The organism is Kitasatospora sp. NPDC097605 (assembly GCF_040302725.1).
Classification (GTDB): Bacteria; Actinomycetota; Actinomycetes; order Streptomycetales; family Streptomycetaceae; genus Kitasatospora.
The window spans coordinates 26,379-45,025 of record NZ_JBEOSF010000031.1 but is presented as its reverse complement, the minus strand read 5'-3'; the positions used below and the strand labels follow the sequence as shown (position 1 = coordinate 45,025).

The 18,647-nt window shown below is 75.5% G+C and carries 15 protein-coding genes; 9 read left to right on the top strand and 6 right to left on the bottom strand.

The window, feature by feature from the left end; genetic code table 11:
- Positions 1 to 119 precede the first annotated feature (119 nt).
- The 6 genes from ABTX81_RS28385 to ABTX81_RS28360 all read right to left on the bottom strand — a co-directional run bounded on the left by ABTX81_RS28385 (position 120) and on the right by ABTX81_RS28360 (position 7,318).
- Positions 120 to 1,361, bottom strand: a complete 1,242-nt coding sequence (locus ABTX81_RS28385; protein ID WP_350551143.1) for an MFS transporter — start codon at positions 1,359 to 1,361, stop codon at positions 120 to 122.
- Positions 1,354 to 2,553: a cytochrome P450 family protein gene (locus ABTX81_RS28380; protein ID WP_350551140.1), complete on the bottom strand. Its 1,200-nt coding sequence runs from the start codon at positions 2,551 to 2,553 to the stop codon at positions 1,354 to 1,356. Before ABTX81_RS28380 ends, ABTX81_RS28385 begins: the two co-directional genes overlap by 8 nt.
- A gap of 60 nt (positions 2,554 to 2,613) precedes the next feature.
- On the bottom strand, positions 2,614 to 3,288 hold the full coding sequence (locus ABTX81_RS28375; protein WP_350551137.1) for a DUF5825 family protein: 675 nt from the start codon (positions 3,286 to 3,288) through the stop codon (positions 2,614 to 2,616).
- Positions 3,269 to 5,227: a RiPP maturation radical SAM C-methyltransferase gene (locus ABTX81_RS28370; RefSeq protein WP_350551134.1), complete on the bottom strand. Its 1,959-nt coding sequence runs from the start codon at positions 5,225 to 5,227 to the stop codon at positions 3,269 to 3,271. The genes ABTX81_RS28375 and ABTX81_RS28370 overlap by 20 nt, the downstream gene beginning before the upstream one ends.
- Positions 5,228 to 5,324: 97 nt before the next feature.
- The gene (locus ABTX81_RS28365) at positions 5,325 to 5,489 is read right to left on the bottom strand and encodes a hypothetical protein (RefSeq protein ID WP_350551131.1); all 165 of its coding nucleotides are present in this window, start codon (positions 5,487 to 5,489) and stop codon (positions 5,325 to 5,327) included.
- The gene (locus tag ABTX81_RS28360) at positions 5,486 to 7,318 is read right to left on the bottom strand and encodes an alpha/beta hydrolase family protein (RefSeq protein WP_350551128.1); all 1,833 of its coding nucleotides are present in this window, start codon (positions 7,316 to 7,318) and stop codon (positions 5,486 to 5,488) included. Before ABTX81_RS28360 ends, ABTX81_RS28365 begins: the two co-directional genes overlap by 4 nt.
- Before the next feature lie 541 nt (positions 7,319 to 7,859).
- Here ABTX81_RS28360 and ABTX81_RS28355 point away from each other — a divergent pair.
- The 9 genes from ABTX81_RS28355 (at position 7,860) to ABTX81_RS28315 (ending at position 18,632) form a co-directional block, all read left to right on the top strand.
- Positions 7,860 to 9,086, top strand: a complete 1,227-nt coding sequence (locus tag ABTX81_RS28355) for an Hsp70 family protein (RefSeq protein ID WP_350551125.1) — start codon at positions 7,860 to 7,862, stop codon at positions 9,084 to 9,086.
- A 125-nt stretch (positions 9,087 to 9,211) separates the two neighbouring features.
- Positions 9,212 to 10,108: a TRAFAC clade GTPase domain-containing protein gene (locus ABTX81_RS28350; protein ID WP_350551122.1), complete on the top strand. Its 897-nt coding sequence runs from the start codon at positions 9,212 to 9,214 to the stop codon at positions 10,106 to 10,108.
- Between the two features lie 80 nt (positions 10,109 to 10,188).
- Complete coding sequence (locus ABTX81_RS28345; protein WP_350551119.1) at positions 10,189 to 11,244, top strand: hypothetical protein; 1,056 nt, start codon at positions 10,189 to 10,191, stop codon at positions 11,242 to 11,244.
- Positions 11,245 to 11,256: 12 nt separating this feature from the next.
- Positions 11,257 to 12,765, top strand: coding sequence for a hypothetical protein (locus ABTX81_RS28340; RefSeq protein WP_350551116.1), 1,509 nt, complete (start codon positions 11,257 to 11,259; stop codon positions 12,763 to 12,765).
- Positions 12,762 to 14,744, top strand: coding sequence for a dynamin family protein (locus tag ABTX81_RS28335; RefSeq protein ID WP_350551114.1), 1,983 nt, complete (start codon positions 12,762 to 12,764; stop codon positions 14,742 to 14,744). Before ABTX81_RS28340 ends, ABTX81_RS28335 begins: the two co-directional genes overlap by 4 nt.
- A gap of 4 nt (positions 14,745 to 14,748) precedes the next feature.
- On the top strand, positions 14,749 to 15,696 hold the full coding sequence (locus tag ABTX81_RS28330; protein ID WP_350551111.1) for a TRAFAC clade GTPase domain-containing protein: 948 nt from the start codon (positions 14,749 to 14,751) through the stop codon (positions 15,694 to 15,696).
- Complete coding sequence (locus ABTX81_RS28325; RefSeq protein ID WP_350551108.1) at positions 15,693 to 17,168, top strand: GTPase; 1,476 nt, start codon at positions 15,693 to 15,695, stop codon at positions 17,166 to 17,168. The genes ABTX81_RS28330 and ABTX81_RS28325 overlap by 4 nt, the downstream gene beginning before the upstream one ends.
- A gap of 52 nt (positions 17,169 to 17,220) precedes the next feature.
- Positions 17,221 to 17,547 (top strand): hypothetical protein, encoded by a 327-nt coding sequence (locus tag ABTX81_RS28320; protein ID WP_350551105.1) that lies wholly within the window; start codon positions 17,221 to 17,223, stop codon positions 17,545 to 17,547.
- A gap of 263 nt (positions 17,548 to 17,810) precedes the next feature.
- Positions 17,811 to 18,632 carry a hypothetical protein gene (locus ABTX81_RS28315; protein ID WP_350551103.1) on the top strand — a complete coding sequence of 274 codons (822 nt, stop codon included), beginning with the start codon at positions 17,811 to 17,813 and terminating at the stop codon, positions 18,630 to 18,632.
- Positions 18,633 to 18,647 lie beyond the last annotated feature (15 nt).

The window sequence follows — 18,647 nt, the reverse complement described above, 5'->3', positions numbered from 1 at the left end:
CGTCCGACTGGTCGCAGAATCCGGCCCGACCGCCGCATAGTCCCGCAGCTCACCAACCTGCCCCCGCGCACGCGGGGACGGCCCCCGGGCCCGCCCGCGCCACGACATGCGCGGGGCGCTCACAGGTCGCGGATCTCCTGTCTCGTCAGGGCGTACCCGAAGGCGGTCAGCAGGCAGAGGCCGGTGGTGGCGAAGACGGTGCGGCTGCCGAAGGCGTCCACGGCCGCGCCGGCGGCGATGACGGAGAGGGGGAAGACGCCCAGGGCGCAGAAGGTGATGGCGGCCATGACTCGGGCCAGGAGGGCGGGTGGGGTGTTCTTCTGGATGCCGGTGACGACCAGGACGTTGGTCACCGTGCTGGCGGCGCCGGCTACGAAGAGCAGCAGGACGGCGCCGATGAGGCCCGCGAACGGGACCAGGCCGATGGCGGCGCCCATGACCAGGCCGGAGAGCATCGCCGTGCGGCCGCGGGAGCGCAGGTCGGTGAGGCCCGCCGCGAAGAGGCCGCCGACGAGGGCGCCGCCGGTGAAGGCGGCCAGGAGGAGGCCGAGGCGGACGGCGCCGGTGGTGAAGCCGTCGGTGGCGAGGGTGGGTAGGGCGACGCGGGTGGCGCCGCCGACGGTGAGGTTGGCGATCACGGTGACGGTCAGAACCGCGCGCAGCAGGGGGGATTCCCGCAGCAGGGTGCGGAAGTCGCGGGGGACGGCGGCGCGTTCGGAGATGGGGCGGGGCGGGGCGACGAGGGCGCCGCGACCGATCAGCAGCAGGGTGGCCGCCGACACGGCGAAGGTCGCCGCGTCCAGGCCGAATGCGGCGGCCGGGTCGAGCCAGGCGACCAGCGGGCCGGCGGCCGCCGGGCCGAGCAGGCCGGCGGCGAAGGTGACCGTGCTGTTGAGGGCGTTGCCCGCGTGCAGGTCCTCGGCGGGCAGCAGGGTCGGGGTGATCGCCCAGGCGGCCGGCAGGAAGATCCCGGCCCCGACGCCGACCACCAGCGCGAGGCCGCCGATCAGCCAGAAGTTCGCCGCCCCGCCCGCGGCCACCGCGCACAGGCCCGCGGTGGCGAGCAGGCGGCCGAGGTCGGCGGTCATCATCACCCGCCAGGCACCGAACCGGTCGGCGAGTATTCCGCCGAGCGGCGTGGCGGCCAGGCGCCCCGCGCCGTAGGCGGCGACCACCAGACTCAGTTGGCGGGCGCCTCCGCCGAGCGAGTAGACCAGCAGCGGCAGGGCGACCACCTGGAAGGCGTTGCCGAACTCCGAGGTGGCCTGCCCGATCACCAGCAGCCGGTAGCCGCGTGAGCGCAGCGGTGCGACGCCGATCCTGGGGCGGAACCGCAGCAGCCCCGCCGTGGCGCTAGCCATGGAGCGACACCGGCAGCGACTCCAGGCCGCGCAGCATGATCGTGTTGCGCCAGGGCAGGGTGTCCTCGTCCGCGGCCAGTTCGATCCGGGTGAAGCGCTCCAGCAGACCGGTCAGCGCGACCTCGCTCTCCAGCTTGCCGAGGAAGGAGCCGAGGCAGCGGTGCAGACCCTGCCCGAAGGCCAGGTGGCCGAGATCGCCCCGGTCCAGGATCAGCCGGTCGGGGTCGGTGAAGCGGGCCGGGTCCCGGTTGGCCGCGCCGAGCGAGAGCAGCACCAGCTCGTCGGCCGGGATCTCCACGTCGTCGACCATCACGTCGGCGTTGGTGAACCGCAGCGTGGCCATGCTCACCGGGGACTCGTAGCGCAGGAACTCGTCGATCGCGACCGGCATCGCCGCCGGGTTGGCGCGCAGCCAGGCGAGTTGGTCGGGGTGGTGGAGCAGGGCCAGGGTGGCGGTGCCGAGCAGGTTGACGGTGGTCTCGTGGCCGCCGATCAGCAGCAGGAAGACCATCGAGAACACCTCCTGCTCGGTGAGCTCGCCGGTGTCGCAGGCCTGCACCAGGTCGGTGAGGATGTCGGTGCGCGGCGACGCCCGCCGGGCCGTCATCAACTCCCGCAGGTAGTCGTTCAGTTCGGCGGTGGCCTGCTGGAAGGTCATATCACCGCCCTGGGTGAGGATCGCCGTCGACCAGGTGCGGAAGGCCCGCATGTCCTGCGGCGGGAAGCCCAGCAGCTCGCAGATGATCATGATGGGCAGCGGGAAGGCGAAGTCCGTGACCAGGTCGGCGGCCTCCCGCTCGCGCAGCTCGTCGAGCAGGCCGCCGGCGATGCGCTCGACCAGCGGCCGCATCCGGTCGACCCGGCGGCGGGTGAAGACGCCCTGGATCTGGCGGCGCAGCCGGGTGTGGTCCGGCGGGTCGCTGTTGAGCATGTGGACGACCTCCGAGCCGAGCGTCAGGGCGGAGCCCCGTCCGGTCGCGATGGCCTGGCTGCGGCGGACGTCCTGCCCGAACCTCGGGTCCATCAGCGCGGCCCGGACGTCCTCGTAGCGGGTCACCAGGTAGACCGGCAGGCCCTCGCCGAACTCCACGACGGAGACCGCGCCGGCTTCGCGGATCCGGGCGAGCGTGGGGTAGGGGTCGCGGATGAAGGCGGACATCCGCGAGGCGGCGTCGTCGACCGCGGTGGTCATGGGCTCTCCTCGGACTGGGGCTCGGGCTCGGGCTCGGGCGAAGAACGGGGGCCGGTGCGGCTAGACGGTCAGCGACGGGAAGGGCCAGCGGCGCACCCGCATGGGCAGGAACCAGGCGCGGCCCGCCTGTTCGGCGATCAGGCCGGCCTCGGCGAAGTCCCGGTGGACCGCCTCCGGCAGCAGGCCGGCCTCGACGCCCTCGGCCAGTGCGTCCAGCTGCGCCAGGTGGCCGGGCTCGTCGATGGTGAACAGCTCCAGCGTCCCGAACCGGCGGTCGCGCACCTCGACGAAGCCGGGGCCGCGCCGGTAGACGCACTTGCTCGGGAAGTAGGTGGCGCGCCAGTCGGCGACGACCTCCGGCGGCGCGCCGGTCACCTGCTCGGGCGGGTACAGGTGGTGGAACCGGCGCCCCGCCGCGCAGCCGTCCGTGCAGACCGCCTGCCAGAGCACGGCCAGCCCCTGGCCGGTCGCCTCGCGCAGCAGCATCAGCGCCCGCGCGGAGGCGGGCGGCGCGTCCGCGCAGAGCCGCACCGGCTCGGTCAGCCGCAGGCAGCGGACCCCGGCGCGGTGCAGGTCGGTGACCTCGGCCTCCGCCGGGCCGGGCAGGGTGCGGCGGCCGAGCGCGAAACCCGGCAACTCCCGTGCGGCGGGGTCGTAGTCGAGCCAGAGCTCGACCTCCGGGGCGGCCGCGCGCCAGGCGGCGGCGTCGGTCCGCTCAGCCGATCGCGACGGCATCGCGCGCCTCCTCGGAGCCGGAGCCGGAGCCGGAACCGGAGCCGGAGCCGGAGTGGGTATGAGCGTGGGGACGGACGGCGGTGACCGGGCCGTGCCGGTGCTGCATCCGCATCAGCACCTGGTTGTCGGACTCGACGGCGACCTGCAGGTAGCTGTCGCCGTCGTGGAACAGCAGGCCCAGCGCGGTGAAGCGCTCCAGCACCGGCTCGACCGCCGCCGCGCCGCCGGGGACCCGGGCGGCCAGCGCGGCGGCCGAGCGCGGCTGGGCCAGCAGCCGGAAGACGGCGAGCTCCACCGGGTCGGTCAGCTCGGTCACCCGCCAGTCGTACCCGGGCCGGGTGTTGACGAGCACGACCCGCCCGTCCGCGTCCCGGTAGCTGAGCCGGCTGTCGGGGAACCGGGCGAGCCAGGTGTCCACGGCCTCGCCCAGCCGCTCCGCGAGGTCGCCGCCGATGCCGCGCGGCGGCGCGGTGAACACATAGGCCAGTTCGTTGAGTTCGCTCTCCGGGAGGCGGTAGGTCGCCCGGTACTGGAAGGCCGGCCGGGTGATCGCGAAGCCCAGCTCGGGGCGGTCGAAGTACGGGCTGAACCGCTCGATGGCGATCCGTCCCGCCCCGGTCGGCGGGTCCAGGTGGTGCAGTACGGGCAGCTGGCGGATCACCGACTCGTAGTCGTCCGGCTGCTCGCCCGGGAAGCCGTAGAGGTAGTTCCAGGTCACCGAGACCCCGGCGCTCTGGGCGTCGCGCAGCGCGCGGACGTTCTGGCAGCCGGTCACCCCCTTGTCCATGATCCGCAGCACCCGGGTGCTCAGGTTCTCGATGCCGGGCTGCACCTGGGCCGCGCCGGAGTCGCCGAGCAGCTGGAACTGGTGGCGGCGCAGGTTGGCCTTGATCTCGAAGTGCAGCCGCAGGTCGACCGGGAGTTCGGCGAGCGACTTCAGGACGGTGTCGAAGTAGCCCATGTCCAGGATGTTGTCGACCACGTAGACGTCCAGCAGCTGGTGGCGCTCGGCGAGGGTGAGCACCTCGGCGAGGAAGTCCGCCGGCGGCTTGGAGCGGAACTCCATCGAGGAGCCGTTGAGCCCGCAGAAGGTGCAGTGGTGCTTCTCGCCCCACCAGCAGCCCCGGGAGCCTTCGAGGACCAGCTTGGGGTCGACCCAGCCGGCGGCGACGGAGGCGTCGAGCCGCTCGAAGAAGCCGTCGTAGCGGGGCGCCAGGATCGCGGCGGGCGGCAGCGGGCGCTCGGCCATCGCGTTGGCCCTCGACGTCCCGGAGCCGTCGCGCCAGCACAGCCCGGGGACCGCGGAGAGGTCGCCGCCGTCCAGGAGCGCCGGGAAGGCGGCCTCGCCCTCGCCGCGCACCACGTAGTCCAGGAAGGGGAAGTTGCGGTGCAGCGCGGCGCCCTGCGGGCCGTCGCAGTTCGCGCCGCCGAACACCGTGCGCACCTGCGGGCAGCGCTCCTTGAGCAGCCGCGCGGCGGCCAGGCTCGCGGTGTTCTGCTGGAAGGTGGTGGTGAAGCCGACCAGGTCCGGCGGGTCGGCGGCGAGTTCGTCGACCAGCCGGGCGATGAACGCGGGGGCGAGCGCGCGGGTGGCCCGGGTCAGTGCGATCTCCTGCTCGCTCGCGCCGTTGGCGGCGAGGTACTCGAAGTAGCTCGCGGAGCCGGTGTCGCCGCCGGCGGCGGACTCGTCCTCGTCGCCGTAGAGCGCGCCGGCGAACGCCCAGTCGCCCGCGCCCTGGAAGTAGGACTTCTCCGAGAAGTACTGGTAGTCGTCCACGCCGAAGCCCGCGGTCTCGGCCGCCCAGTCCACGAAGTCCAGGTTGGCGTACCGCACGTCGGCCCGGTGGCCGGCGCGCTCGGCGGCGGTGTGCAGGATCCCGAGCGCCAGCGACGGCACGTCGATCGCGCCCCAGGGCATGTGCAGCAGGACGATACGCATGATGGCCGTTTCTGTCGTTCGCGGGCGGTCGGTGAGGTGTCGGCGGGATGTCGCTCCGGGGCGCCGGCTTCCGCGGACGCCCCGGAGCGACGGTGGATCACTTGACGATCTTCGCCTCCGGCTTCGGCTTCGGCTGCCCCTTGAGGGCAGGCGCGACCGGCGCGGCCTTGGTGAGGTCGAGTGCGAAGTTCTGGACCACCACGGCGCCCCGGTCACGCTCCGGGGTGCTGATCGGGTCGTTCTGGATGCTGCGTCGCTTCATGGCTGTTCACCTCCTTCCACCAGCTCGGCGGGTACCCCGGGGCGGTCACCCCGGGGGGCTCGGGGGAGCGGTGCCGGCCACGCGTGCCCGGCGAACCGGACCATCGCGGCCAGCACCGATCGGTGGTCGGCGGTCCGGCGGCTGTAGTGGCCGCCGTCCACCCAGAGCAGCTCGTGCGGCACCGCCAGCCGCCGCAGGTCCGCGGCGTAGCGGGCCACCTGGTCGGGCGGGCACCGCTCGTCGGTCCGCGAGGCGACCAGCAGGACGGGCGCGCGGACCTGGTGCACGTACGCGCGAGGGTCGGCCGCGCGGTAGCGCTCGGGCACCTCCTCCGGGGTGCCGCCGAAGAGCTGCCGGTCGAGCTCGCGCAGTGCGGGGGTGGTGGTGCGGTAGGCGGCGGGGTAGTCGGCGATCGGCTGGGCGGCCATGCCGAGCGTCCACAGCTCCGGCTGCGCGCCGATCGCGAGCAGAGCCAGGTAGCCGCCCCAGGAGAAGCCGCAGAGGCCGGTGCGCCCGGCGAGCGCCGTGCCGTCGGCGACCAGTTCGGCGCGGACGGCGGCCAGGTCCTCGATCTGGGCCAGCCCGACCCGGTGGCCGTACTCGTGCTGCCAGCGGGCGCCGTAGCCGGTGGAGCCCCGGTAGTTGGTGCGCACGACCGCGTAGCCACGGCCCACCAGGGCGTTGACGCGGGGGTCGTAGGAGTCCCGGTCGTGGGTGGCGGGGCCGCCGTGCACCAGGAAGAGGGTCGGCCAGGGGCCCGGGCCGGCCGGGGTGCTGACGAAGCTGTGGATCCGCCCGTACGGCCGGGGCGTCCAGCGCCGGCTGCGGGCGGTGCCGTCCCGGTCCGGACCGGGGTGCTCGGCCGCCTCGGTGCCGCCGGGGCGCAGTACCAGCGGGCGCGGCGGTGTCGACTCCCGGCTCCAGACGCAGTGCAGGGTGCCGTCCGGGGCGCAGGACAGGTCGTGGATGGTGCCGCCGGGTGTGCCGATCTCCCGGGCGGACGTCGGCTGCCGGGCCGGCGTCGCCGCCTCCGGCGGGTCGAGGTCGGCGAGGAGCAGCCGGCTCCGCCCGGCCCGCTCGTGCTGGATCAGCACCTCGCGCGGCCCCCGGTACCAGCCGGCCGAGATCTGCGCGTCGAACGACAGCCCCGGGTGCCGGCGCAGGCCCGTGCCGGCCCGCCAGGTCGCGACGGTGTACCGCTCGTCCTCCTCGACCACCAGCAGCAGTTCCGGATCCGCCACCGCGAGCGGGTTGAACTCGATCGGCCAGAGCCTGCGCCGGCGGTCCCCGGCGAGCCGCGGCGGACCGTCCGCCCGGGGGTCCGTCGGCCACAGCAGCACGGCGTCGTCCCCGTCCGGGCGGCCGCCGAGGGCGAGCAGCCGGCCGTCCGGCGACAGGTCGGCCAGGCTCAGGTACCCCGGCGCCGAGCCGATCAGCCGGGCCTCGCCCGCCGGGGGGCCGACGTAGCAGTGCGAGGCGCCGCCGACGCCGACGGCCACCGCCGCGAGCGCGCCCGTCCGGTCGAAGGCGACGCCGTACGCCCGCCCGTGCGGCACGCCGTGCAGCGCCTCGCCGCCCGGGCCGCCGGCGAACGGCTCGCGCCGCCACCGACCCTCCTCGGCGCTGTCCGCGTCGAACCACCAGACGGCCTCGCCGTCCGGCTCGATCTCGCTCAGGTGCACGCCCCCGGGCCGGTCGGTGACCACCCGGCGCCGCCCGGTCCGCAGGTCCCAGGCCACCGCCTGCCAGCGGTCCTCGACGAGCCGCGTCTCGACCGCGCGGTCGCCCGCCAGCGCGGCGAAGCCGGGGGACTGGAACGCCTGCGTCACGGGCCCGGCCCTTCCGGCTCGATGCTGGGAACAGGGCTGCGCTGAACGTTCCGGGTGCCGGCGGACGGACGGGTGGACCGACCGGTGGACGGACCTGTGGACGGACCTGTGGGAGAGGCCCCTGGTCGAGGGGTGCGGTCCACTGTAGGGGCGTGACGTGACCATGCACAGACCTCTCGCACGGTTGGCCGAAAGATTCGGTGATTGGCACATCGCTGCCTCGGCGCCCCGTGACCCGGGCGCCGCGGGTGCTCCCTGGTGAGGTGTGGACAGGGGCCTGGGCGGATTCGGTCACCTGACGGTGTTTCGGTCGAACGGCGCGCCGAGACTGGTCGTGGCACCCCGGACCGGGGGGCGGGGTGCCACCCGGGGTGACGTCCGGGGCGCGATCGACCGGCAATGGCCATGCCATTGTTACAAGATGTACCGATTTCCTCCACAGTTGCCCCCGGGGCCCTACCATCCTGCGCGGGGGTGCCGGAGATCCTTCCCCGACTCCTCCCGTGCGCCGTGTGCCGCCGCAACTCACCTGTGAGGAACCGTGTCTGACTGGTCGTTGGCGATCGACTTCGGTACCTGCTTCACCACCGCGGCCGTGCGCGTCGAGCAGGCGGGCGCGGCGTCCGGCCCGGTGGCGGCGGTGGCGGCGGTGGAGATCGAGAACAGCCGCTACCTGCCGTCCCTGGTCTGCCTGGACGACGGCGGCGGGCTGCTCACCGGCCGGGCCGCCGTCCAACTCGCCGCCCAGTGGCCGGAACGCGCCGAGCAGCATCCGAAGCGGGCGCTGCTGCGGCAGCCGGCCGTCCTGCTGGACGACCGCGAGGTGGCCACCGTCGACCTGGCCGCCGCCGTCCTCGCCCGCGCGGCGGACGAGGCGCGGACCCGGCAGGGCGGGACGGCGCCGGCGCGCACCGTGCTCACCCATCCCGCCGACTGGACGCGGGACGATCTGGAGCGGCTGGTCGAGGCGGCCCGCCGGGCCGGGCTGGACGCGCCGGAGCTGCTGCCCGAACCGGTGGCCGCCGCCCGCTTCCACGCGGCGGACCTCCGGGCGGGCGGCGGTGACGGGCCGATCGCCGTCTACGACCTCGGCGGCGGCACCGTGGACATCGCCGTGCTCCGCCGGGAGGCGGACGGCTTCCGGGCCGTCGCGGTGGCCGGGGACCCGGACTTCGGCGGCCGTGACCTCGACCAGGCCCTGTTCGAACTGCTCCGTGACCGGGCGCTGGACCTCGACCCGGAGCCGTGGCAGCGGCTCTGGTCCGACCCGGCGCCCGCCGCCGCCCATCAACGCTCCCAGCTGGCGCGCGAGTTGACCCTGGCCAAGGAGTCCCTGTCGAAGACCGGCACGGTGTACCTCGCGGTGCCGGGCTACCCGGACCGGTTCGTGGTCCAGGGCGGGGAGTACCGGCAGGCCGTCGCCCCCGCGCTCACCGCCTCGGTCGGGCTGCTGGAGCGGACTGTCGCCCGGGCCGGTCTGACCCCGGACGAGCTGGGGGCCGTCGTGCTCTGCGGGGCGGCCAGCCAGACGCCACCGGTGGCGGACCTGGTCGCCGCGTGGCTGGGCCGGTCGCCCGATCTGGCCGCCGACCCGAAGGCCGCCGTGGCCCTCGGCGCGCTCACCGACCCGCCGGCCCCGGCCGGCACCGAATCCGACTCCGACTCCGCTGACGACACCGGCGACGAGGGCACGCGGACGGCGGCCGGCTCCGTCCGCTGGTCCGTGGCCCACTACCCGGACGAGGTCGATCCCGAGCTCTGGTTCTGAGCCCGCCGGCCCGCACGCCGTTCACCACCCGCACCGCGTTCACCGTCCACGACACCGCACCGCCGCACCGCGCCCCACCCTGCCCGGAAACGGACCGCCCGCCCGAGGACCCGCGAGGGAACCGCATGGACATCGTGATGCTCGGCCACAGCGCGGCCGGGAAGACCAGCTACCTCTCCCTGATGTACGCCGCCATGTGCGACGGCGTGGAGGGCATGACCCTGCGCACCGCCGACCGTGACGCCCACCGCTCGCTGCTCGCCGACGCCCGCGCCATCCTGCGCGGCCGCTACCCCCGGGCCAGCGACCGGCCCCACTGCTACGAGTTCGTGCTCTGCCACGACGGCGACGAGATCTTCCCGTTCCGCTGGACCGACCACCGCGGCGGCGCGCTCACCGAGCACCGCCGCTCCAGCCCGCAGGCCGCCCGGCTGCACGACGACCTGGTCGCGGCGGACGGCATCGTGCTCTTCGTCGACGCCCTGCGCCTGGACACCGACCCCGAGGCCGCCGAGGACGTCCGCCGGCTCGTCGTCCGCGTCCACCAGGCCGTCGCCGACCGCGAGGAGAGCATGACCCCGCTGGTGATCGCGCTCACCAAGACCGACCTGGTCGACCTCGGCGCCCCCGACGCGGAGGAGCGCTTCGTCGGCCCGTTCCTGCCGCTGATCGAGGCCGTCCAGGAGACCCGGCACATCCAGGGGGCGTTCATCCCGCTGGTCTGCGGGCCGGAGCCGGAGGGCGTGGCGCTGCCGGTGCTGTGGACGCTCCGGTTCGGCATCATCGGCCGGGCCATGGAGCTGTCCGCCTCGATCGACCGGCTGATGGCCTCCGCCCGGCACGCCGACCAGCGCGACACCCTGTGGGACCGGTTCAGCAGCTGGTGGGAGGACGAGCCGTCCTGGGCCTCCATCCGGGACCGGAACCGCGCCCTGGCCGGCGCCGAACTGGCCCGCCTGGAACCGCTGGTGGAGCCGGCCGACCGGCTGGGCGAACTGCTGGAGGACGTCCTCTCGTTCTGACCGACCGCCACCGGACACCCGAGACCGAAGAAGCGCCACCGAGCACCCACCACCGACGACCCCGCGAGACGAAGGACACCATGACGGTCCCCATCCTCACCCTCACCCTGCTCGGAGCCAGCGGCTCCGGCAAGACCGCCTACCTGCACGGCATGTACAACCGGCTCTCCATGGGCGTGCAGGGCTACTACCTCTACACCACCGACCCCGACCTCGACCTCGACCTCGCCGAGGACTGGGCCCGGCTGCGCCGCACCGGCACGATGCCCAAGGCCACCTCTGAGCGGCCGATCTCCTACGAGTTCGTGTTCCGCCGGGGCATGCGCGACCTGATGACGATCGACTGCGTCGACTTCCGCGGAAACGCCGCCCTGGACCGCCGCGGCGCCGCCGACGACGTGGCGCTGCTGGAGGACCGGTTGATGCGCTCCGACAGCATCATCCTGGCGCTGGACTCCGAGCACGTCGCCGAGTGGATCAAGGCCGGCGCGCCCGGCAACCTCGACCGGGACGACGACCCGATGGAGATCTCCCGCTTCAGCCGCGCGATCTCCCGGGTGTTCAGCGAGCGCCTGGCGGAGGGCGACCCGGTCCCCGGCGTGACCGTCCTGCTCACCAAGGCGGACCTGCTGGCCGAGCGCACCGGCCTGCGGGCGGCCGAGGCGCTCCAGACGGCGGGACGGAACTTCCCCAAGCTCGTCCCGGTGCTGGCCGGCGACGACGCCCAGGGCGTCACGGTGGCGCTCTGCGCCGTGCAGCTCGGCAACTTCGGCTCGGCGGACCAGGCCACCGTGGACGCCAGCCGGATCGCCCCGAAGAACCTCCACCTGCCGATCATCTTCAGCCTCCGCCACTACCTCAGCGAGGGCATCGTGCGGAACCGGCAGGAGATGGACCGGCTGGCCGGCAGTCTCGACGCCTCGCGCGGCGAACTGGCCGCGCTCAGCCAGGGGTTGTTCGGCGGGCTGTTCCGGGGGGCGCAGAAGAACAGCGCCCGGCAGGAGATCGACCGGCTGCTCGCCAGCAGTTCGGCGACGGCGGCCGACCTGCAGAAGGCGCAGGACCGCTGCCGGGAGCTGGACGAGGAGCTGCGGGGGGTCGCCATCTTCCACGACGGCCGGCTGCTGACGGACTGAGGGGCGGACGCCATGACGAGGAACACGCCCCACGGGCCGGAGCCCGAACGCGCCGCCGACCCGGCGGACGGCGCCGCCCCCGGCGGCTGGTCGGCGGTCGTCTACGGCCGCACGCTGCGGGTCGACCAGTGGTGGCGGGCGCTGCCCGCCGGGGTCGACCGGCAGGGCCCGGTGGGGGACGCCGTGCGCGCCGCCGTCGCCGGCGGGAACCGGCTGGAGTACGGTCCGCGCTTCCTGCTGCACCGCGACGGGCGCGGGGTGCTGGTCGGGGCCGCCTGCGAGCTGGGCCTGATCAGCCGGGCGATGGTGCAGGACCGGTTCGGCCGGCCGCTGTACGGCTTCGTCGGCTGGTACCGGTACGGGGCGGTCGGCACCGGTGGGCGGCTCCCCGAACTCGCGGAGCTGGCAGGGCACTTGGCCGACTGGGCCGGACCGGTCTACAGCGAGTGGGTCGCGCCGACCTGGGAGGCGGCCGGCCGGGAGGAGGCCGAGCCGACGACCACCCGGCCGGTCGCCGCGCCGTGGCCGTCGCGGGCACCGGCGGTGAGCGGCCCGGCACCGGTGCCGCCGGCCTGGCGGCCCGCCCATCCGGCGGGGAGCCACCTGCTGCCCGAGGCGGACGCCCCCGGGCTCTGGGCGGCGGCCGCGGCCGAGCCGGGACGGTGCCTACTGGTCACCGGCTGGCGGCGGCGCTCGGACGCCGAGGCGGGGCGGCTCACCCATCTGACCAGCGCGGACTGCCACGGGTACGAGCTTCTGCGGCCTCCGCCGCCCCCGCCTCCGCCCCCGCCGCCGCCCGCACCCCCGCAGCCGGCGCCCCGGCCGGAGCAGGAGCCCGGTGCGAAACCGGGCACGAAGTCCGGCCCGTCCCCGTGGGGGAGGACCGCGCGCGGGCTCGGGAGGCTCGGGAAGGCGATGGCCGAGGCCTTCTGGTCGGAGGACCCCGAGGAGCAGGAGGCCGGGCGCGGCGCACCCGGGTGGAGCGAACCGGGGCGCCCGGCCCCGCAGCCGCCCGACCGGCAGCCACCCGGGGAGCGGCCCGGGAAGCGGCCCGGCGTGGAGCCCCGGTACGGCCGGTCCACGGCCACCGGCCGCGACCCGTACGACGGCCTGGGCGAGCCGCTGCCCGGACCGGCGCGTCCGGCCGACCGCCCGCCGGAGCGCCCGGCGCCCTTCGGCGGCGGACGCGCCGGGCCGCCCGTGCCGCCCGGGGCACCCGTACCGCCCGGGCCGGACGCGTTCCGCTCCGCCGCGCCCGAGGCCGGCGCAGCGCGGCCGCCCGCCGAGCAGCCGCACTGGCGCACCCGGTCGGTCGACCCGCAGCAGGCCGACCTGTCCGGCATGTTCGGCGACTTCGACGACGACCCGGAACCGCCGAAGCCCGCCGCCCCGCCCACTGCCCCGCCCGCCGCCACGCCCCCCGCCGCCACGCCCCCCGCCGCCCCGCCCGTCGACCCGCCGAAGAACCCCTCCGCCGACCCCGGCGACCGCACCGACCCCGCCACGGGAGAACCCTCATGACCCCGCCCCGCCCCGAAGCCCCCTCCCACGCCCGCGTCCTGGACTTCGCGACCCGCACCGCCGACCTCCTCGAACGCGCCGCCCGCGCCGCCGCCGCCGAAGACCCCGGCGAGGACCGGTCCACCAGCGCCGCCGACGGCGCCCGGCGGGTGCGCGCGGAGTCCGCCCGGGCCGCCGACGGCGCCGCCTCCCTGGTCGTCGTCGGCGAGAAGAAGCGCGGCAAGAGCTCCACCATCAACAGCCTGGTCGGCGTCTGGGACCTCCTCCCGGTGGACGCCGACGTCGCCACCGGCGTGCACATCGTCGTCCGGCACGGCGAACGCCCGCGCGCCGAGGCCTTCCTGCTGCCCGGCACCTCCGCCGTAGACGCCGACGCCGACGCCGCCGACGCCGCGCCGCGCCCGGAGCCGATCCCGCTGGAGCGGATCGCCGAGTACGCCGCCGTCGACCCGGTCACCGGCCGCCCGCACCGCCTCGACGTGCACCACGTCGAGGTCGAACTGCCCGTCCCGGTGCTCGCCGCCGGCCTGGAGCTCATCGACACCCCCGGCGTCGGCGGCCTGGTCAGCGGTCACGCCCAACTCGCCCTGGCCGCCCTGGAGAACGCCGACGCGCTGGTCTTCGTCGTCGACGGCTCCAGCGAACTCACCCGCTCCGAACTGGACTTCCTCGCCCGGGCGACCGAACGCACCGCCGAGACGGTGTTCGTGCTCACCAAGACCGACAGCCACGACGCCTGGCCCGCCGTCCTCGAACGCAACCGCGAACTGCTCGCCCGGCACGCCCCCCGGCACGCCGACGCCCCCTGGTTCCCGGTCAGCAACCGGGCCCGCCGGGACGCCGCCGACGCCGCGGACTCGGGCGAACTCGACGACGCGGCCGAGCTGCTGGAGGAGAGCGGCTTCGAGCCGCTGGACGCGCTGCTGCGCCGCCGGATCGCCGCCCGCGCCGCCGAGCTGCGCCTGGCCAACGTGGTGCACGTCGCCCTCGCCGCGCTCGCCGCCCCGCTCGCCGAGCAGGAGCTGCGCCTGCGCTCGCTCCAGCAGGACCCCACCCTGGCCGCCGAGGTCGAGCGCGCCGAGGAGGCGCTGCGCCTGCTCCAGCCGGAGAGCGCCCAGTGGCGGCGCGCCCTGACGACCGGCGCCCGCGACCTCAAGAACACCCTCCAGCTCGGCTTCCGGCGCAGCCTCAACGACGTCCGCCAGCACGCCGAGGCGAAGATCGCCACCTCCGAACCCACCGCGCTGGCCCAGGAGTTCCCGGCCGAGCTGGAGGCCCAGGTGGAGGCGGTCTGGCTGCAGCTGGACAACGCCGCCCGGCGCGGCCTGGCCGTCCTGGAGGAGCGGGTGCGGCGCGAGTGCGCCACGGTGCTGGACGGCGGGCGGGCCGGCGCGGAGCTCGCGGTGGTCGAGGACGGCGCCGTCATCCGCGCCGAACGCGGCGCCGCGCTGCCGGAGATGGTGCTCTCCACGCACCGCGACGGCGGACCCCTGGGGGTCATCGAGAGCGTCATCCCGTCGGTCGGCACCGCCGCCACCTTCGGCACCGTGGTCGCCCTGGTCACCAGCAGCGTGCTGCTGCCCGCCGTCGCCAGCTACGCGATGCTCGCCGTGCTCACCCGCCGCCGTCGCCAGCGCGCCGAACTCGGCCGGGTGCGCGGTGACGCCACCCGTCACCTCAACCGGGTGCTCACCGAACTGAGCACCGAGATCCCCGCCCAGATCACCGGCCACGTCGACGAACTGACCGACCGGCTCGCCGTCGCGCTCGACCAGGCGATCGCCGACGAGCGGCTCCGCCTGGAGCGGCGACTCGCCGACCACCGCCGCAACCTGGCCACCGCCGCGGCCGACCTCGGCGCCGCCCGGGACCGCGCCGAGCGCCGGATCGGCTCGCTCACCGCCCTGCGCGACGAAGGGCTGGCCCTCGCCCACGGCCTCGGCGCCACCACCGGCACGCCCGACCCGGACCGGAGCTGACCGCATGGACCTGGCGAACCTGCGCGTGGTCGCCCTGGGCCACAGCAGCGCGGGCAAGAGCACCTACCTCGCCGCGATGTTCACCCACCTCGCGGCCGGCCGCAAGGGCTTCCGGATGGTTACCGCCGACCGTGGAACGGCCGACCAACTCATCGCCAGCGGCAAGCAGTTGGCGAAGGGCGTCTACCCGCCGCCGACCTCCCGGAGCACCGACCTGGAAGCCGGCCTGGAGTACGGGCGCAAGGAGCTCCTGGGCTTCCACTGGGCCGACTACCGGGGCGGCGCGCTCACCAGCTCGGCCGCCGACGACCCGGAGACCCGGAAGCTGCTGAAGCGGCTCACCCGCGCCGACGCGGTGGTCGTCTTCGCCGACGCCCACCGTCTGGCCACCGACCCCGACTCCCACGACGAGGTGCGCCGCACCGTCGTGCTGCTGCACCGGGCCGTCGGCGACGACCAGTCCACCCCGCTGCCGATCGTCCTCGCCTACACCAAGTCCGACCTGGTCACCGACCCCGCCGACTGGGCCCGGGCCCGGGCCGCCACGGCCCCGCTGGAGGAACTGCTCGGCAGTGGCGGACGCGTCCGCGGGGCGGTGGTCGCGGTCTCCTGCGGCCGCTCGCCGCGCGCGGTCGCCGTGCCGGTCCTGTGGTGCCTTTCCACCCTGCTCGGCCATCGGGCGCGACAGGCCGAGGAGCGCCTGGCGGAGGCGAAGGAGTTCGTCAAGGACCTGCGCAAGGAGGCCAACGGGATCGACAGCCTGGTCTCCTGGTTCAAGGGTGTGGAGAGCGCGGCCAAACGGCTCAGGTTCTGGGAGGAGGAGCTGCGCGAGAGCAAGGAGGAGGTGGCCGGGCTGCGCCGCCCCGCCCAGCGGCTGGCCAGGCTGCTGGAGCGCGAGCAGCGCGGCAGCGCTCCGCCGGCGGGCGCCTCCGCCCCGGCGGTGACCCGGTGAGCGTCCCGGTGCCCGGCGCCGAACTCGCCCCGGTGGTGGCCGGGTTCTGTGCCGAACTGGCGGGCCGGCTGCCACCCGGCCCGGCCGCCGACGGGGTGCGCGCCGTCCACGAACGGCTGGCCGAGCGCACCCTGCGGATCGCCGTCGGCGGCCGGATGAACGCGGGCAAGTCCACCCTGGTGAACGCCCTGCTCGGCCGCCGGCTCGCCGCCTCCGCCGCCACCGAGTGCACCACCGTGGTCGCCTGGTTCCGGCCCGGTCGGCTCAACCGGCTGCAGATCCGGCGGCGGGACGGCACCGCCCACTGGCAGCCCGGCGGCCTGCCGCGCGACCCCCGGGACCTCGGCGTGGGCGCCGACCGGATCGCCGAGGTCGTCGTCGAGGCCGCCGGGCTGCGGCCCGCCGGTGACTGCGTGCTCGTCGACACCCCCGGCCTCGACTCGCTCAGCGGTCTCGACGAACCCGCGCTGGACGCCCTCGCCCGCGCCGACGCGATGATCTACGTCATGCCGCACCCCGGCGCGGGCGACGCCGAGGCGCTGGGCGCGCTGCGCGCCCAGGCCGACGGCCGGATGACCGCGCTCAACGCCGTCGGCGTGCTCAGCCGGATCGACCTGCTCGGCGAGGGCCACGGCGACCCCTGGCCGCGCGCCCGGCAGGTCGCCGCGACCAACGCCGGCCGGCTCGCCGGACTGGTCGACGCGGTGCTCCCGGTGGTCGGCCTGCTCGCCCAGACCGCTCTCGGCGACGACTTCACCGAGCCGGACGCCGCCCTGGTCCGCCGGCTCGCCGACGCCCCCGCCGCCGACCTGCGCCGCGCCCTCTACTCCGGCCGGCGCTTCCTCGACTGGGACGGCGCACCGCTCACCCGCCCCGAACGGGAGCGGCTGTTCGGCCTGCTCGGCGTCTACGGCGTCGACACCGCCCTGACGGCCGCCCGCCGGGCCCGCGCCGAGGGCCGCCCGATCGGCGCCGCCGCCCTGCTCGCCGAGTTCCGGGCGGCCTCCGGCATCGCCGCCGTCGTCGAGCACCTGCGGCTGCGCTTCGTCGACGCCGCCGACGCGCTGCGCTCGGCCGCCGCCCTCGGCGCGGTCGAGGCGGCCCTCGGCACCGGTGAGGGCCTGCCCGCCGACGTGCTGCAGCAGGCCCGCGCCCGGATCGGCGACCTACGCCGCCACCCGGAACTGCGCCGCCACGAACTCGCCCGGGCCCTCGCCGCGGTGGCCGGCCACCGGCTGGAACTCGACGAGGACACCGCCGCCGCCCTGATCGCCCTCGCCACCGGCCGCACCCCCGCCGCCCGGCTGCGCCTGCCCGCCGACACCTCCGCCGCCGACCTGCGCCGGGCGGCGGCGCGCGCCGCCCGCGACTGGCGCCGCCTGGAGGACGGCCCCCTGCGGGACGTCGGCCGCTACGCCCGGATCGCCCGCGAACTGTGCGAGGGCATCTACTTCGCCACCCCGCCCGCCTGACCGTTCCCGAGGGCGTACGGCGGTGGGGGCGGTTGCGGCTAGCCTTCACCGGATGGAACAGGAACACCCCTTCCTCCGCGACGTCTTTCCGGACCTCGCCGCCGAGGTGGCCGACCTCCTGGAGGAGGAGGGAGAACACGACCTCGCCGCCCACGCGCGGGACCTCCGCCTGGTGGGCGAGTGCGATTGCGGCGACGACTTCTGCCAGAGCCTCAGAACGGCACCTCATCCGAAGGGACAGCCGTTCGGCGAGGGCCACCGCTGTGTGACCCTGGAACCCCCGACCGGCATGCTGGTCCTGGACGTCGTGGACGACCGGATCATGTACGTCGAGGTGATCGACCGGCCGCCGCTGCGCCGCCGGGACGCGCAACGCTGACGGGCCGCCGGGGGACCGCGCGGAGGCGCGGTGGCCGATTCCGGGCGGCCGCATACCGGGCAATCGACCGGAAACGCGCCGTCCACCGCGCCGGTCCGGTCAATTCCCCGGGAAAATCCGGGAATTCGGCACGGGATCAGGACAACCGTCCAAAGGAGCCCGGAATTCGGAGGCATCCGGGGACACACGCGCGTTGGAATCACAGCCGCGGTCCCTTTCGTGCCCGAGCCTACCCCGGTGGGCGAAGGCGGAGAAGAGATGCCATGGACGATTTCGACAGCGAAACCTCCGAGCGCAACCCGGTTCTCCGCGCCGACCGGAGTGACGAGCACAAGGCCTACCAGGAGCGCTACGTCCGGGCGGCCGAGAGCGCCGGCCACACCGCCGAGGTGGACGCGGTCGGCGCCGACGGCCGGCGGCGCACGGACGTGCTCGTCACCGGCGCCGCCGGACAGCGGTACGGCTTCGCACCGCAGCTGTCGTACATCACGGCGGCCACCGCGCGGCACCGCGACGGGGCGTCCCGCGCCGACGGCATCACCCCGGTCTGGCACACCGTCGACCCGAGGTCCCCGCTGATCGACGCGGTGCACTGGACCCGCACGGACGACCTGCCGGCGGCCGCCATCCGCGACGACCGCCACCTGCTGGTCCGCGGCGGCGTCCGGGCCCTCGCGCTGGAGCGGTGCGAGCGGATGCCGACCCCCTGCCCCGCGCGCCGGCAGGGCAGCTGCGGCCGGCGCCATCCGCGCTGGGACCCCAGACCCCGGCAGTTCGACGCGCTGGTCCGCGACATCCTCGCCCGCTCCTACCTGCCGCTCACCGTACGGGCGGGCCGCGGTCTGCGCCGCTTCTGGGCGCGGGCCGAGGACCTCGACGCCTTCCTCGACAACGGCGGGACCCTGGCCGTCCCGCTGCCGGCCGCCGTCGAGGTCCCGCGACCGATCACCAGACCGCCGCTCGCACCGGTCGTGCCGGACATCTGCTCCGCGGGCCGCGGCGCCCGCTGCGGCGCACCGGCGCGGCCGTACGCGGGAGGCTGGTTCTGCGGCGACCACCGGCCCGGCGCGCACCGGGTGCGGTGATGAGCGGCGGCCACC